This window comes from Williamsia sp. Y721, assembly GCF_059683565.1.
On sequence record NZ_JCASNH010000004.1, the window covers coordinates 541,983 to 557,339 of the forward strand.

At 64.6% G+C, this 15,357-nt stretch carries 13 protein-coding genes; 11 read left to right on the forward strand and 2 right to left on the reverse strand.

Going from position 1 to position 15,357, the window contains the following annotated elements; all coding sequences use genetic code 11:
* Positions 1–118 precede the first annotated feature (118 nt).
* From AC56PL_RS22065 to AC56PL_RS22095, 7 genes are all read left to right on the forward strand, one after another.
* Positions 119–775 (forward strand): TetR/AcrR family transcriptional regulator, encoded by a 657-nt coding sequence (locus AC56PL_RS22065; RefSeq protein ID WP_495517971.1) that lies wholly within the window; start codon positions 119–121, stop codon positions 773–775.
* A gap of 33 nt (positions 776–808) precedes the next feature.
* Positions 809–1,987, forward strand: a complete 1,179-nt coding sequence (locus AC56PL_RS22070) for an oxygenase MpaB family protein (RefSeq protein ID WP_497155151.1) — start codon at positions 809–811, stop codon at positions 1,985–1,987.
* 158 nt (positions 1,988–2,145) lie between these two features.
* Positions 2,146–4,470 (forward strand): MMPL family transporter, encoded by a 2,325-nt coding sequence (locus AC56PL_RS22075; RefSeq protein WP_497155152.1) that lies wholly within the window; start codon positions 2,146–2,148, stop codon positions 4,468–4,470.
* Positions 4,385–5,080: a TetR/AcrR family transcriptional regulator gene (locus tag AC56PL_RS22080; protein ID WP_497155153.1), complete on the forward strand. Its 696-nt coding sequence runs from the start codon at positions 4,385–4,387 to the stop codon at positions 5,078–5,080. Before AC56PL_RS22075 ends, AC56PL_RS22080 begins: the two co-directional genes overlap by 86 nt.
* A gap of 70 nt (positions 5,081–5,150) precedes the next feature.
* On the forward strand, positions 5,151–6,380 hold the full coding sequence (locus AC56PL_RS22085) for an MFS transporter (protein ID WP_497155154.1): 1,230 nt from the start codon (positions 5,151–5,153) through the stop codon (positions 6,378–6,380).
* 46 nt (positions 6,381–6,426) lie between these two features.
* Positions 6,427–7,188 carry an SDR family oxidoreductase gene (locus AC56PL_RS22090; protein ID WP_495517966.1) on the forward strand — a complete coding sequence of 254 codons (762 nt, stop codon included), beginning with the start codon at positions 6,427–6,429 and terminating at the stop codon, positions 7,186–7,188.
* A 150-nt stretch (positions 7,189–7,338) separates the two neighbouring features.
* Entirely contained in the window at positions 7,339–8,211 is an 873-nt protein-coding gene (locus AC56PL_RS22095; protein WP_495517965.1) for a Bax inhibitor-1/YccA family membrane protein, read from the forward strand.
* A gap of 83 nt (positions 8,212–8,294) precedes the next feature.
* Here the strand turns inward: AC56PL_RS22095 and AC56PL_RS22100 are convergent, their stop codons facing one another.
* On the reverse strand, positions 8,295–9,515 hold the full coding sequence (locus AC56PL_RS22100; protein WP_497155155.1) for an acetyl-CoA C-acetyltransferase: 1,221 nt from the start codon (positions 9,513–9,515) through the stop codon (positions 8,295–8,297).
* 71 nt (positions 9,516–9,586) lie between these two features.
* Entirely contained in the window at positions 9,587–10,525 is a 939-nt protein-coding gene (locus AC56PL_RS22105; protein ID WP_497155156.1) for an SGNH/GDSL hydrolase family protein, read from the reverse strand.
* Positions 10,526–10,564: 39 nt separating this feature from the next.
* Between AC56PL_RS22105 and AC56PL_RS22110 the strand changes: the two genes are divergently transcribed.
* The 4 genes from AC56PL_RS22110 (at position 10,565) to AC56PL_RS22125 (ending at position 15,286) form a co-directional block, all read left to right on the forward strand.
* Positions 10,565–11,968: a cystathionine beta-synthase gene (locus tag AC56PL_RS22110; RefSeq protein ID WP_497155157.1), complete on the forward strand. Its 1,404-nt coding sequence runs from the start codon at positions 10,565–10,567 to the stop codon at positions 11,966–11,968.
* Between the two features lie 78 nt (positions 11,969–12,046).
* Positions 12,047–13,219: a cystathionine gamma-synthase gene (locus AC56PL_RS22115; protein ID WP_495517961.1), complete on the forward strand. Its 1,173-nt coding sequence runs from the start codon at positions 12,047–12,049 to the stop codon at positions 13,217–13,219.
* 165 nt (positions 13,220–13,384) lie between these two features.
* Complete coding sequence (gene ilvA, locus AC56PL_RS22120; protein WP_497155310.1) at positions 13,385–14,533, forward strand: threonine ammonia-lyase; 1,149 nt, start codon at positions 13,385–13,387, stop codon at positions 14,531–14,533.
* A 51-nt stretch (positions 14,534–14,584) separates the two neighbouring features.
* The gene (locus tag AC56PL_RS22125) at positions 14,585–15,286 is read left to right on the forward strand and encodes a Tellurium resistance (RefSeq protein ID WP_495517960.1); all 702 of its coding nucleotides are present in this window, start codon (positions 14,585–14,587) and stop codon (positions 15,284–15,286) included.
* Positions 15,287–15,357 lie beyond the last annotated feature (71 nt).

Consider the following 15,357-nt stretch of genomic DNA (forward strand, 5'->3'; position numbering starts at 1 on the left):
CGGGACTCGTGTGACAAGGGTTCCCGGTGCAGGCCAGTCCCGGATAGTGCTGCAACATCTGTTGAGAGGTCGATGCCGAGACATAGGGACTTTGTACCCTGGTGGCAATATGCCACCCATGTCTGAATCATCCGCGCGACGCAGCCGCGGGCGACCACCGGGACCCGGTGTCGACCTCGACTCGCGTCGTGAAGAACTGCTCGACGCCGCCGAGTTGGAGATCGCGGGGCATCGCTCGGAGTTCGGGCTGGCGGGTGTGGCAAAGCGTGCGGGATTGACCCGATCGGCGGTGTATGCGGCGTTCACCGATCGTGATGACCTGTTGACCGCGCTCACTCGCCGTCATGCGGCTCGGCTCACCGCCGACATGGCTGCGGTTCTCAACGAGGTCAAGGATCCGCGAGTGCAGACCCGGGCGACGGTCGACGTGCTCGCGCGTTGGATGGAGGACAACCCGGAGCTGTCTGCCGTACTTGCCCCGAGGATGCAGGCCGGCGTCGGTGATTCGCAGGTCACCGGATTCCTGGAGCATGTCCTCGACATCGGTTTCACTCAGATCGACGGGAACCGCCGAGCGGCCGCCCCGTGGGCACGCGCTGTCATCGGCGCCATCTGGACGGCGGTGCAGTGGTGGAGTGAAACGCGCACGATGGATCGCACCGAACTCGTCGATCACGTGACCGACCTGATCTGGGAGGGTTTCTCCGGCGTCGGTGGCGCAGCGGTCTCGCTGCCCGACGTACATGCCCCGAAACGTGACCAAGCGAGTTCTTGACGACCCGCACGTACAAAGATCACGATGTTCTTTATGAGGGCATCAGAGATCACCGGTGCGGCCAACTGGGATTCTGTCCGGTCTCGCCACCCCGACCTGGTCGACCAACTCGACAACGGCCTGCGCGAAGGAGACCCACTCGCGCAGGCGGTCATCGATGAGATGCACGAGCTGACCGACTACGGCTGGGCGGACATCCAGGCGATCCTTGACGATTCCGTCGCCCGGCGGAACGATGCCCCACCCCACTTGCGTGCACTGCTCGACGCGGCTTCCGAGCTCCCGCCGTGGTTCGACCCGGCACTCGCGCACGCCGGTGCGCGCGCGTGGTGGAAATTTGGAACCCTCCAGTCGAGCACCCTCTACCAGTCCCTGATCTACGGCTATCAGGCTCCCGGCTTTGTCCGGCCACTGGTCGCCACCGGGCAGCTGGCCGAGAACACCTACGACCGGGTGCTCAGCACCGGCCGATGGGTCGCACTGGCGACGGCGCCCGGGCAGATGGTCCCTGGCAACGAAGGCTGGTCGAAGACGTTGCGCATCCGTCTGATTCACGCGATGGTGCGAGACCGGATCGCATCGTCGGGGGAGTGGGATGAGATCAGTTGGGGTGTGCCGATCAATCAGACGTATACCGCGTTGACGATCGGTGCGGGCTTTCTCGCGTTGCCGATGACGATCGCAGGTGACTTCGGTATCCAGTACTCGGCCGCCGAACACGAGGCGATAACGCACCTGTGGCGGTGGATCGGGCACGTCATCGGCGTGGACGAGGCGCTGTTGCCCACGAATTTTGCTGCAGCCCAAGATATGTTTGCGGTCGGTGCCGAGTTTGATCTCGAACCCGACGAATGGTCGAAGACCTTGACCCGGGCGTTGTTGCGCGAGGGATATCGCCTCGATCTCCCGTTTGTCCCTGGAATGGTCACCGCGATGATGACTGTGATGCTGCGGCCCATGTTGTCGATGTCGTTCTCATCCATCTCGACTCGGTGGGTGGAACAACCCGTGGCAGGCAAGATGGGCCTGCGTCGAACGCCGCTACATCATCTTGTCGAACTCGTCCGTCCTGCCGTCCGCCTACGCGAAGTCTTTCGGGTGATCGGATTCCTTGGCGACGAAGAGCGGGTGGTGAATCGCGAGATGCGCACTGTCATGCGAGGTCTGGGCATGAGCGCCGACGAGATTCGGTTGGTCGAGTCGGCGGCTTGAGTCGGCCGCTGTGATCGCGGACCGGGTCGTCGTGATGGGTCTGCAGCCCGTCCGGGAATCCGCCCACATGGTTTGCAAGGCTAGAAACCATTGACCTCCCTAAAATAGGGCTGTTAACTTAACGACGATCACTTGAGAATCCTCGGAAGGATGTCCCGGTGTTGTCGTCACTCGCTCGCGGCGTTATTGCCGCACCAAAACGTGTCCTGGGTGGCGCGCTGCTCATCTTGATCGTCTGCGGGGTCCTCGGATCGTCCGTTGCCGGGGAACTCGCGGCCGGTGGATTTCAGGATCCGAGTTCAGAATCCGCCAATGCGATTTCGATACTGGACGAAGAGTTCGGTCGCGGCGGACTGCAGGTGGTGGTGCGGCTGCATGACGCTGACACCACGAACATCGCGGACAGTGACGACGCGAGGGCAGCAGCCGATGCGATCATCGCCGACCTGGAGGAGATGGAATTCGTTCAGCGCCCGATCATTTCGGCCTGGACGAACCCGGAGTCGGCCACGGCACTGATTTCGGCCGACCGGACGTCGGGACTCATCGTCAGCACGGTGTCAGGTGGCGATCGCGATGCTGCGGCCAATGGTCAGAAAATCGACGACCGATTCACCGGCACCGCGTTCGCCGATCAGTTCTCGGGTATCGACGTACTCGTCGGTGGACAGGCGCTCGTGTACTCGCAGGTCAACGAACAGACCAGCCGCGACCTGTTCATTGCTGAAGCCGTGGCGATCCCCATCAGCTTCGTCCTGCTCATCTGGGTGTTCGGCGGACTGGTTGCGGCGGTATTGCCTTTGGCCATCGGCATTTTCGCGATCATCGGAACGACCGCGGTACTCCGCGGGTTCACGTTGTTCGCCGATGTGTCGGTCTTTGCCCTCAACCTCACCACGGCGCTGGGGCTGGCGTTGGCCATCGACTACACACTGCTGATCATCAATCGGTATCGCGAAGAAGTACATGCCGGCCGCGACCGCGATGAGGCGTTGGCGATCACGGTGAAGACTGCCGGGCGTACCGTGCTGTTCTCTGCGGTGACAGTTGCCTTGTCGCTGGCTGCGATGGGCATCTTCCCGATGTATTTCCTGAGATCGTTCGCCTATGCGGGGCTGGCGGTTGTCGCTCTTGCGGCCGCGGCGGCACTCATCGTGGCACCGGCGCTGATTGCGTTGCTTGGCGACCGAATCGACTCTCTCGACGTGCGTAAACCCATCCGTCGAATGCTCCGCAGGCCCGAACCCAGGGTTCTCGAACCCGAGGAATCGATGTGGTATCGCAGCACGCGGTTCGTGCTGCGCCATGCGATTCCGGTGGGGTTGGCGGTGGTCGCCTTGCTGCTGGTCCTGGGTGCACCGTTCCTCGGTATCAAGTTCGGGTACCCCGACGATCGGGTGCTGCCGTCCTCGGCATCGTCCCGGATACTGGGCGATGAACTCCGAAACGAGTACTCGCAGAATGCTTCTGCGGCGGTGAACATCGTCATCCCGGACGCGGTGCAGATGGGTGATGACGAAGTGGCCGGCTATGGTCAAGAGCTCTCCCGGGTTTCTGATGTCACCGCGGTGCTCACCCCGGTCGGCACGTTTGTCGACGGCCAACGTGCGGGTCCCGGAAGCGCGGATATGGCGGCAGGCGACGATGCGTTTGTCACCGTGTCCTCGACCGTCGATCCGTTCTCGACCCAGGGATCCGATCAGCTCGACGCCCTGCGAGCGGTGCCGACGCCCGAGGGGATAGACCCGCTGTTCAGTGGTCTGGCCCAGTCGAATCGTGACAACGTCGACAGCATTATCGATCACCTACCAGCGGTGTTCGCCGTCATCGGCGTCACCACGTTTGTGCTGCTGTTCATGCTGACCGGATCATTGCTTCTCCCGCTGAAGGCATTGGTGCTCAACGTGTTCTCGCTGACCGCCACCTTCGGAGCCATGGTCTGGATCTTCCAGGAGGGCAATCTGGGCGGGCTGGGAAGCACCACTACCGGAACCCTGATCGCCAACATGCCGGTGCTGATGTTCTGCATCGCCTTCGGGTTGTCGATGGACTACGAGGTCTTCCTGCTGTCGCGGATACGGGAGGAATGGCTCAAGTCGGGCAAAACCCGGGCCGACAGCGATCGTGCGGTTGCCCTCGGTATCGCCCGTACCGGCCGGGTGGTGACGGCCGCTGCATTGCTGATGGCTGTGGTCTTCGCCGGCATCGCGTTCTCACAGGTGTCGTTCATGCGGATGTTCGGCGTGGGGCTGGCCTTGGCGGTGCTGATGGATGCCACGTTGATCCGGATGTTCTTGGTTCCTGCCTTCATGAAGGTCGCGGGTCGGGCAAACTGGTGGGCGCCGGCACCCCTACGTAAGTTCCATGACCGCTTCGGTCTGAGTGAGGAAGGTGGACATGACAACCGAGCGACTTCGGAGGCAGAGGTCTCCGCGCGGCTCGGGGGAACAGTTGCGAGCGGAGATCCTCGCAGCGGCAACTGATTTGCTGTTGGAGACCGGTGACGAATCGGCGGTATCCATCAGGGCGGTGTCCAACCGGGTGGGGGTTTCACCGCCGTCGATCTACATCCACTTCGCAGACAAAGACGCGTTGATCAGCGAGGTCGTGGCGCACTACTTCACCAGGCTCGACGAGGTCATGCGCCTGGCCGGTGCCCGATACGAGGACAGCTGGCAGGCGGCGCACGCGCAGGGGCTGGCGTATGTGCGCTTTGCGGTGGAGAACGCCGAGCTCTACCGGGTCGCGACGATGAAGCAGTGTCCTGAGGGAACCGATACGGACACCGTGCTGGGGGACTCGGCATTTGTGCACTTTGCCGAGACCATCGAGCGGTTGATGGACGAAGGGATCATCGACAAAGGGGACCCGACACCGGTGGTGCTCGAATTCTGGACCGCCGCACACGGTGTCGCCGCGCTGATGATCGCCAAGCCGTATCTTTTCGTCGACGACAACTACGACTTGGCCGAGCGGGTACTGACGGCGGTGTCCCTCGGACGCGTCACCAAAGACCTGATCGGTGCCGACGTCGGACCGGAGGCGATCCGAGCGTTCGTTGCCGAACAGCGCGCGACGAGGGCCGGCGAATGACAACCACATCCTCCCGCCGGGAGGCGGTGTCTGCCGAGGACGCGGTCGGCACAGCAGGTGGCTGGGCCCCATGACCGTGCGCGCCGTCCAGATGCTCCAACCGTGGTTTCTCGGTTATGCGCTGGTCGGCGTCGTCGTGAGCGGCATCGTGCCCATTCTGCTTCCGCTCAGTGCCGACCCCCACGGGCCTTTTGCGGTCGGACTCGTTGTCGCGGCGTTCTATCTGGGAATGCTGACCGCCCCGATCTCCGGATCCCTCGCCGACCGGACGAACACCGAGCGCGTGGTCTTCCTCGCCAGCTTCCCGCTGATGGCGATCAGCGCCATCACCTTCGGTCTCGTCGACAACGTCGCGGTGTGGTCCGTGTGCATGCTGGTCGCCGGGGCTGCCGCCGGCGCTGCGCAGACCATGGCAAGCGTGTTCATCGTCGAAGGTCGTCCGAAATCGGAGTGGGACGATCGAATCGGTTGGATGCGTTTGGCTTTCGGCGCGGGTCAAGTACTCGGACTCGGGGTCGCCACCTGGTTCACCCATCGCATCGACATCGGCTGGATCGTGACCGGTGCAGTCGTGTTGGCCGGTACCGCGCTCGGTGCGCTGCGCCTGCCGCATATCGCGCCGCACCCGCCCGATGCCGCTGCCGCTGCAACCGATGGTGCCCGGAAGAAAGGAAAAGCAGCCGAAGTCGCAGCGGTTCTCAGAAGCCGATTCGGGATCTTCCTCGGGTGCTGGCTCTTCGCCATGATCGGTCTGATGACCTTCTACAACGTCGTCCCGTTGGTGCTGCGCGATGCCTTCGGGATCGAACCGTCCACGACGTCAGCGGTGTTCATGGCCGGCTCGGCGATCGGGGCGGTTCTCTATCCGGTGTCCGGAAAGTTCGCCGATTGGTGGGGGCCGGGGATGGTCTTGGCCATCGGAATCGCGGTCACCCTCACCGTATTCGTCGTCATGTCGGTCGCGGCCCTGACCAAGCCCTCGTTCGGGGCGATCGTTGGCGGCGTGGGCCTGGCGGTCATCGCCAGCGCTTACCCGCTCCAGTACATCGGCGCGACCCTCCTCGCCGCGAATCTGACGATCGAGAGCGAGGGATCGGCAATGGGATTGTTCAACGCCGGTGTCGCGGCCGGCGCGATCGTCGGCGCGTTGATTCCATCGGTCTTGGCAAACGCGCTCGGATACGACTCCCTGTTGGTGTTCTCGACGGGAGCATTGGTGGTGGCAGTTGCCCTCGGGCTCCTCCTGTACCGGCGGTCGGAACCGAGAGGCCGATCGCGATCGACCCTTGTTGCCGAATGACGATCAAACCCGGGTGAACGTGTTCTAGTTTCGCTAGTGTCGCGGCATGGGAGTTCTGGACGGCAAAGTGGCACTGATCACCGGCGGCGGCAAGGGCGTGGGGCTGGGTATCGCCTCGGCGCTGAGTAAGGAAGGCGCCGACATCTTCATCTGCGGGCGGCATCGGCGACCTCTGGCAGAGGCGGCCGAAAAACTCGCAGGCAACGGTGTGCGCGCGGAGTACCTGGTCGGGAACGTCAGCGAAGCGGCAGACTGCGCCGCGATCGTCCAGGCCTGTGCCGATCGGCTCGGCGGCGTCGACATCCTGGTCAACAACGCCAACGACGCGATGCCGATCCCATTGCTCGATGTGACAGATGAGGACTTCACCCGTTTCTTTCAGACCGGCCCGCTGGCCGTGCTGCGGCTGATGAAGGCGTGCCATCCGCTGATGACGGCGCGGGGCGGGGGGTCGGTGATCAATCTCGTCACCTCGGCGGCCGTGCGGTGGGACATGGCGACGTACGGCCCGTATGCCGCCGTGAAAGAAGCGACGCGGTCGCTGACCCGAGCGGCCGGATGTGAATGGGGTAAAGACAACATCCGCGTGAATGCGATTGCGCCCCATGCAATGACCCCGTCGCTGCAGTGGTGGACAGAAACATATCCCGAAGAGGCCGACGCGTTTGTGAAGAGCATTCCGCTGGGACGGATCGGCGATGCCGAGGCAGACATCGGTCGGATCGCGGTGTTCCTCGCCAGTCAAGATGCGCGTTACCTCAGCGGGGTCACGATCCCGGCCGACGGTGGTCACAGTCGTTGGGGCTGATGCCTGATCATTTCCCGCTCTGCCGGACACGGACTCGTTTGAGAAGGACAGCTGCCTGCGCGCAAGTTCAAGAGAAGGTAAAGTCGGAACTCGAACGTCACTGTGCTCGTTGAGTGGACATCAGCTTTGCAATGAGAAGGGACCAAAACGGTGCGTGAAAGCAGCAATCCGGTGATGCGCGGAGTCGTGCGCAGCAACCAAGGCCCAGGCGGATACGCCGGCTTTGGCGCTGGTGCGGCCGGCGCCGGCCAGGCCGCAACATGGAATCAGCAAGGGGGAGCGCCATCGGCCGACCCGTATGCGCGGCCGGGACAGCAGGTCGGTGCCCGCAACCTGACCATCGACGACGTGGTGACCAAGACGGCTGCCACGTTGGGCGTGCTGATCCTGTCGGCCGCCCTCTCCTATTTCTTCACCAGCCAGAACGAATCCCTCGCGACGCCGCTGATGCTGGTCGGCGCGCTGGGAGGCCTGGCGCTGGTGCTCGTCGCGACCTTCGGGCGCAAGCAGGACAACCCGGCCATCGTGCTCGCCTACGCGGTGCTCGAAGGTATGTTCGTCGGCACGATCTCGTACGTCTTCGCCAATTGGGTTGTCGCTGACGACGTCAGTGCAGGCGCGCTCATCGGACAGGCCGTACTCGGAACATTCGGCGTGTTCGCCGGCATGCTCATCGTCTACAAGACGGGCGCCATCCGCGTCACCCCGCGTTTCACCCGCATGATCTTCGCCGGCCTCGTCGGTGTGCTGGTGCTGATCCTTGGCAACCTGATCATCGGTTTCTTCAACGGTGGTTCGGGCCTGGGCCTGCGTGACGGCGGACCGATCGCCATCATCTTCTCGCTCGTCTGCATCGCGCTCGCAGCGTTCAGCTTCCTGATCGACTTCGACGCCGCCGATCAGCTGATCCGGTCGGGCGCTCCGTCGAAGGCTGCATGGGGCATCGCACTGGGCCTGACCGTCACCCTGGTCTGGCTGTACGTCGAGATCCTGCGTCTGCTGAGTTACTTCAACTCGGATTAGTTCTTCGAACCCCGTTCCAACAAGCGAAGCCCGCGACCGATCCGGTCGCGGGCTTCGCTGTCTTCAGAGGTGGTTGAAGCGGCTCAGCTGAGGCGCTCGAGGACCATCGCCATGCCCTGTCCGCCGCCGACGCACATGGTTTCGACGCCGAAGGTCTTGTCGTAGGTCTTGAGGTTGTTGATCAGGGTGGTGGTGATCCGGGCACCGGTCATACCGAACGGGTGACCCAGCGCGATCGCGCCACCGGAAACATTGAGCTTGTCGTGGTCGATGCCGAGTTCATTGGCCGAACCAAGGACCTGCACCGCGAAGGCTTCGTTGATCTCGAACAGGTCGATGTCATCAATGCCCATACCGGCGAAACGCAGGGCTTTGCGGACCGCTTCGATCGGGCCCAGGCCCATGATCTCGGGCGAGAGACCGGTGGCTGCGGTGGCAACGATCCGGGCCAACGGGGTCAGGCCGAGGGCCTTGGCCTTGGTGTCGCTCATGATGACCAGGGCGGCGGCGCCGTCGTTGAGGGGACAGGCGTTGCCGGCGGTGACGGTGCCGTCAGGGCGGAACACCGGCTTGAGCTGGCTGATCTTCTCGTAAGTCGTGCCCGCGCGAGGCCCGTCGTCGGTGGTGACGAGGGTGCCGTCGGCCAGGGTGATCGGGTCGATCTCACGGGCGAAGAACCCGGAGTTGATGGCTTCTTCGGCGCGGTTCTGGCTGCGCACACCCCAATGGTCCTGATCCTCGCGAGAAATGCCGGTGAACGAGGCGACGTTCTCGGCGGTCTCACCCATGGGGATGTAGATGTCCGGCAGCAGACCCTGTCCACGGGGGTCACTCCACTTGGGACCGCCACCAAGCGCGGCCTGCGCAGTCCGCTCCATCGCCACCGCGAACTCGGGGTTCTTGGTGTCGGGCCAGCCATCGGCGTTGCCCGTGGCGAAGCTCGAGACGCTTTCGACGCCGCCGGAGATGAAGACATCGCCTTCTCCTGCGCGGATCGCGTGCAGCGCCATGCGGGTGGTCTGCAAGGACGAGGAGCAGTAGCGGTTGACCGTGACGCCGGGGACCTGGTCCATTCCGGCGAGGACGGCCACGACGCGGGCCATGTTGAACCCGGCCTTGCCCGCGGGCTGTCCGGATCCCAGGTGCAGGTCGTCGATGTCGGCGCGGTCGAGTTCGGGGACCTTGTTCAGCACGGTCTCGACCATCTGGCGGGCCAGTTCGTCGGGGCGGACGTCTTTGAGTGAACCTTTGACGGCCCGGCCGATCGGTGAACGGGCGGTGGCGACGATAACTGCTTCTGGCATAAGAACTCCCTACGGTGCGCGTGGTTCTGCAGGTCAGTGTGATGCTGATCAAGTATTGACGTTACGCGTGGTCAACCCGACCATCGCTGGGCGGTCCGGTGCATCACAGCGCGGGCGCGGGTCGACCATTTGTTGTCTTCTGCGACGGCCGACACGACGGGTGGATCGGGCAAGGGGCCGGTGCCCCATTCGCCCAAGCGGGCCAGGACCGCAGGCAGCAGGATCTTCGCGGCAAGTTCGTAGCCGGCCGCCGACGGGTGGTAGTTGTCGGCTGAGAGCATTCGTTCGGGTGCCGCCAGGAACTCACGGACCAACAGGTCTGCCAACGGCACCGCGGTACCACAGGCGGCGCGGGTCTCCGCCGCCTGAGCAGCCGCGAGCCGCAGACCCCACTGCCGGATGACCATACGTAGCGGCTGCGGGATGGCGGCGACGACACCGAGGTCCGGGCAGGTACCGACCACCACGCGGGCCCCGGAATCCTCCAACCGCCGGACGGCTGCGCCCAGTCGCTTGGCCGACGCGCGGATCCCGCTGGAGCTCGTCACGTCGTTGGCGCCGATGAAGATGATCGCGACGTCGGGTGGGGGACCGGCGATCAGCATCGCATCCACCTGACCGGTCAGGCTGCGAGACGTCGCACCGACGATCGCTTTGGTACTGAGGCGGATTCGGTGGCCGGTCTCGTTTGCCAGTTTCCTGGTGAGCTGCACGCCGGGTGTTTCGTCGGCGATCTCGGCGCCGAGTCCGGCAGCGGTGGAATCACCGAACACCATCAGATGCAGGTCGAAGTCGTCGCCGCGGCGATACCGGACCGGACCGAGGTCGTCAGGCCCGTAGATCCCGTCGCCGCCGGGCGGGTTGTCGGTGCGATGGGGGATGACGGTGCGGGCGTGCGCGGCCTGCCCGTTGAGGAAGGTGATGGCCCACCATCCGGCACCGGCTGTACCTGCGGTCGCGACGGTGGCAGCGGCGAGATCACGGGCCACTCGGCGCCTGGATGCGGACACAGCTCCAACATAATCGAAGCGGTCTGGGACGATAGAGACATGCGCATCGCAAGTCACGTCACCGACCTCATCGGCAACACCCCGCTCGTCCAGCTCAACTCGGTTGTCCCGGCAGGGTCGGGCCTGGTCGCGGCGAAGGTGGAATACCTCAATCCCGGCGGTAGCTCCAAAGACCGCATCGCCATCAAGATGATCGATGCGGCCGAGGCATCGGGCGAACTCAAGCCCGGCGGCACCATCGTCGAACCGACGTCGGGCAACACCGGCATCGGTCTGGCCCTGGTCGCCCAGCAGCGCGGTTACAAGTGCGTTTTTGTGGTCCCCGACAAGGTCGGCGAGGACAAGCGGAACGTCCTGAAGGCCTACGGCGCCGAAGTTGTGGTGTGCCCCACAGCAGTGGCACCGGAGCATCCCGACAGCTACTACAACGTCTCTGATCGGTTGACCCGCGAGATCGAGGGCGCCTGGAAGCCCAACCAGTACGCGAACCCGGCAGGCCCCGAGTCCCATTACGAGACCACCGGACCCGAGATCTGGAACGACACCGACGGCAAGATCACCCACTTCGTCGCGGGTGTCGGCACCGGCGGCACCATCACCGGCACCGGCCGCTACCTCAAAGAGGTCTCCGGCGGCAAGGTGAAGGTCGTGGGCGCCGATCCAGAGGGTTCGGTGTACTCCGGCGGCACCGGGCGCCCGTACCTGGTCGAAGGTGTGGGTGAGGATTTCTGGCCCAGCGCCTACGACCCCTCGATCCCGGACGAGATCATCGCGGTCTCGGATGCCGATTCGTTCGAGATGACCCGTCGCCTCGCCCGAGAAGAGGGTCTGCTGGTCGGTGGCTCCTGCGGTATGGCCGTCGTGGCGGCACTGAGAGTGGCCGAGCGTGAGGGTCCGGACGCGTTGGTTGTCGTGCTGCTGCCCGACGGTGGCCGCGGCTACATGGGCAAGATCTTCAACGACAAGTGGATGAGCAGCTACGGATTCCTGCGCACCCCGCTCGACGGCAAGGGCCAGTCCGAGCCGTTGGTCGGCGACGTGCTGCGCGGCAAGTCCGGTGCGCTGCCCGACCTGGTGCACACCCATCCGCAAGAAACTCTGCGCGATGCGATCGAGATCCTGCGTGAGTACGAGGTGTCGCAGATGCCCGTGGTCGGGGCCGAACCGCCCATCATGGCCGGTGAGGTCGCCGGTGCCGTGAGCGAGCGTGAACTGCTCAGCGCGGTGTTCGAGGGCCGGGCCAGCCTGGCCGACCCGGTCAGTGCGCACATGGGACAGCCCTTCCCGTTGATCGGCTCCGGCGAGCCGGTGTCGACAGCAACCAAGGCACTCGGTGACACCGATGCGCTGATGGTGGTCGAGGACGGCAAGCCGATCGGTGTCATCACCCGCCACGATCTGCTGGCGTTCGTCAGCGCGGTCGGTGCGTCGGCCATCGGCTGACGCGCGTGATCGTCGGGGCCACTGGCTGACCGTCAGGGCGATCGGGGCGACGATTTTCGGGGCACTAGGCTGGTTGCCATGAGTGAGCAGCGCAGTAAGACCGACTCGCACAACTGGCAGGGATTTGCCACCAAGGCGATTCATGCCGGATACGAACCGGATCCGCTGACCGGTGCGGTCAACGTGCCGATCTACGCGAGTTCCACCTTCGCCCAGGACGGCGTCGGCGGAATGCGCGGCGGATTCGAGTACGCCCGTACCGGAAATCCGACCCGTCAGGCGCTCGAGGCCAACCTCGCGGCCCTCGAAGAGGGAAGTTTCGGTCGGGCGTTCGCATCCGGCATGGCTGCCACCGATGCGTTGCTGCGGGCCACCCTGCGTCCGGGCGACCACCTGGTGATCCCCAACGACGCCTACGGCGGCACGTTCCGGTTGATCGACAAGGTCTTCTCGCAGTGGGGGATCGAATACTCGGTGGCACCGGTCACCGACGTCGACGCGGTGCGGGCGGCCATCCGACCCAACACGAAGCTGGTCTGGATCGAGACCCCGACCAACCCGTTGCTCAACATCGGCGACATCGAGGCACTTGCCGGTGTTGCGCACGAGGCCGGCACAAAGCTCGTGGTGGACAACACCTTTGCCTCGCCGTACCTGCAGCGTCCGCTGACCCTCGGTGCCGATGTGGTGCTGCACTCGACCACCAAGTACCTCGGTGGTCATTCGGATGTGGTCGGTGGCGCGCTGATCACCGACAACGAGCAGCTCGACACCGATCTGGCGTTCCTGCAGAACGGTGCCGGTGCGGTGCCCGGACCGTTCGACGCGTACCTGACCATGCGTGGCATCAAGACGCTCGCCGTCCGGATGGACCGGCACAGCGACAACGCCGAGCGGATCGTCGACTTCCTGCTCTCGCACCCGAAGATCGATTCGGTGCTCTACCCGGGACTGGCGAATCACCCGGGCCACGCCGCAGCGGCGAAGCAGATGAGTCGCTTCGGCGGCATGATCTCCGTGCGGGTGGCAGGCGGACTCGAAGCCGCCCAACAGTTCTGCGACCGCACCGAGGTGTTCACCCTGGCCGAGTCGCTCGGCGGTATCGAGTCGTTGATCGAACATCCCGCCGCGATGACCCATGCGTCGACCGCAGGGTCGCTGCTGGAGGTCCCCGATGACCTGGTCCGGCTGTCCGTCGGCATCGAAGACATCGGCGATCTGCTCGGGGATATCGAAAACGCCCTGGGCTGATACCGATCACCTTTCGAATTCGCTCCGCTCACCTGCGTTCGCTCCGGTTGCCCCGGAGCCCACGCGGGCGAGCGGAGCGTTTTCTGTGTAGAGGGGTGGCAAGCTGAGCCTGTGAGCATTGATCAGGCGTCCATCGATCGGGCGGTGCAGTTGCTGGCACCGGTGATGCGTCGGACGCCGGTGGTGGCATCGCGGGCGTTGTCTGAGCGTTGTGGCCACGATGTCTGGCTCAAGTGTGAAAACCTGCAGCGCACAGGATCTTTCAAACCTCGTGGCGCATATCTGCGCATCTATGGACTCAGTGAGACCGAGCGTGCCAGGGGCGTGGTCGCGGCCAGTGCGGGCAACCACGCGCAGGGTGTGGCCTGGTCGGCCGGGACCCTGGGTATCGCATCGCGTGTGTACATGCCCACCGGTGCCTCGCTGCCGAAGATCGCCGCGACCCGTGCCTACGGCGCCGAGGTGATCCTCGAAGGCGAGACCGTCGACGAGAGCCTGGAGGCTGCGGCCCGCTATGCCGCAGAGACCGGCGCCATCATGATCCACCCGTTCGACCACCCCGACATCGTGGCCGGACAGGCGACGGTGGGAATCGAGATCCTCGAGCAGTTGCCGGACGTCGGCACCGTGCTGGTACCCCTCGGCGGCGGCGGACTGCTCGCAGGTGTGGCCGCCGCGGTCAAACTGCATCGCCGGGAAATACGCGTGATCGGCGTCCAGGCGACGTCCGCCGCGGCCTGGCCCGATTCGCTTGCCGCAGGTGAACCGGTCAAGGCGCAGTCGATGAACACCATGGCCGACGGCATCTCGGTGGCCATGCCGGGTGCGGTGCCGTTCGCGCATGTGAGGGACCTGGTGGACGAGGTTGTCACGGTCGGCGAGGAATCGATCTCCCAGGCGCTGCTGCTGGTGCTGGAGCGGGCGAAGTTGGTTGTCGAACCGGCCGGGGCGACGGCGGTCGCGGCGCTGACGAGCCTGGACGATCTCGAACTCGACGGCCAGGTCTGCGTGGTGCTGTCCGGCGGCAACATCGACCCGCTGCTGTTGACCCAGGTGACCACACATGGCCTCCACGCTGCGGGAAGGTATCTGACGATCACGGTGACCGTGTCGGACCGCCCCGGGGGCCTGGTGTCGTTGCTCGAATTGTTGCGCGACCTGAACGTCAGTGTGGTCGACGTGATCCACTCGCGGGTCAGCGGCGAACTCAGCCTCGGGGAGGTCTCGGTGACGGTCAGTCTGGAGACGAAGGGGCCCGATCACCAGACGAGGGTGCGGGCTGCGCTCGCCGATGCCGGCTATTCGGTGGCCTGATCTCCCACGCTTCTGTCCGATTCTCCCTCCAGTCGCACTAGGCTTCCGGGTATGGGAATCGACTACACGAAGCGCGCGAAACCGACACAGCAGCCCGCTCCGGCCGCACCACCGCCGTCGACTCCACCCGCTCCGGTGCCTGCAGCACCGCCCGTCCAACTGAGCAAGATCACGTTGACCAAGGCGCAGCCGACCGTGAACCTTGCGAAGTCGGGCGCTTCCGGCGGCACCATCCGCGTAAACCTGAACTGGGCGCAGTCGGCACCCACCGGCGGGTTCTTCAAACGCAAGAGCTCCGTCGACCTCGACCTTCGATGCCTGTATGAGCTGGCCGATGGGACCCGCGGAGGCATCGGGGCACTCGACCGCAACTTCGGCTCGCTGGAGAAGCCGCCGTACATCAAGCTCGACCAGGACGACCGCTCCGGTAGTTCTGCAGGCGGCGAGAACATGTTTGTGAACCTGGCCGACCCGTCGGTCTTCCGGCGCATCCTGATCTTCGCCGACATCTACGAGGGCAGCCCGAACTGGGCGGCGGTCGACGGTGTGGTGACGGTCGAATCCCAGTTCGGTCCGCCGATCGAGGTGCGGATGGACTCGGCCAAGAACAGTCTGCGCACGGCGTCCATCGTTCTCATCGAGGTCGGCGGCAGCGGTGTGACTGTGACTCGTGCGGTCGAGTATTTCTCCGGCGGCGACAAGATGGACAAACACTTCCGGTGGGGCCTCAACTGGGGACGCGGTAGCAAATAAACCCAGGTCGAAGCCCGGTCTGCTGGTCAAATCGCCGGGATCCGGCGTGACAACGCTCGTTGATTTAACAA

What these genes read in the sequence shown, in the direction of transcription:
- AC56PL_RS22065 (WP_495517971.1), top strand. Translation starts at nt 119, where the DNA reads ATGTCTGAATCATCCGCGCGACGCAGCCGCGGGCGACCACCGGGACCC.
- AC56PL_RS22070 (WP_497155151.1), top strand. Translation starts at nt 809, where the DNA reads ATGAGGGCATCAGAGATCACCGGTGCGGCCAACTGGGATTCTGTCCGG.
- AC56PL_RS22080 (WP_497155153.1), top strand. Translation starts at nt 4,385, where the DNA reads ATGACAACCGAGCGACTTCGGAGGCAGAGGTCTCCGCGCGGCTCGGGG.
- AC56PL_RS22085 (WP_497155154.1), top strand. Translation starts at nt 5,151, where the DNA reads ATGACCGTGCGCGCCGTCCAGATGCTCCAACCGTGGTTTCTCGGTTAT.
- AC56PL_RS22090 (WP_495517966.1), top strand. Translation starts at nt 6,427, where the DNA reads ATGGGAGTTCTGGACGGCAAAGTGGCACTGATCACCGGCGGCGGCAAG.
- AC56PL_RS22100 (WP_497155155.1), bottom strand. Translation starts at nt 9,515, where the DNA reads ATGCCAGAAGCAGTTATCGTCGCCACCGCCCGTTCACCGATCGGCCGG.
- AC56PL_RS22110 (WP_497155157.1), top strand. Translation starts at nt 10,565, where the DNA reads ATGCGCATCGCAAGTCACGTCACCGACCTCATCGGCAACACCCCGCTC.
- AC56PL_RS22115 (WP_495517961.1), top strand. Translation starts at nt 12,047, where the DNA reads ATGAGTGAGCAGCGCAGTAAGACCGACTCGCACAACTGGCAGGGATTT.
- ilvA (WP_497155310.1), top strand. Translation starts at nt 13,385, where the DNA reads ATGCGTCGGACGCCGGTGGTGGCATCGCGGGCGTTGTCTGAGCGTTGT.
- AC56PL_RS22125 (WP_495517960.1), top strand. Translation starts at nt 14,585, where the DNA reads ATGGGAATCGACTACACGAAGCGCGCGAAACCGACACAGCAGCCCGCT.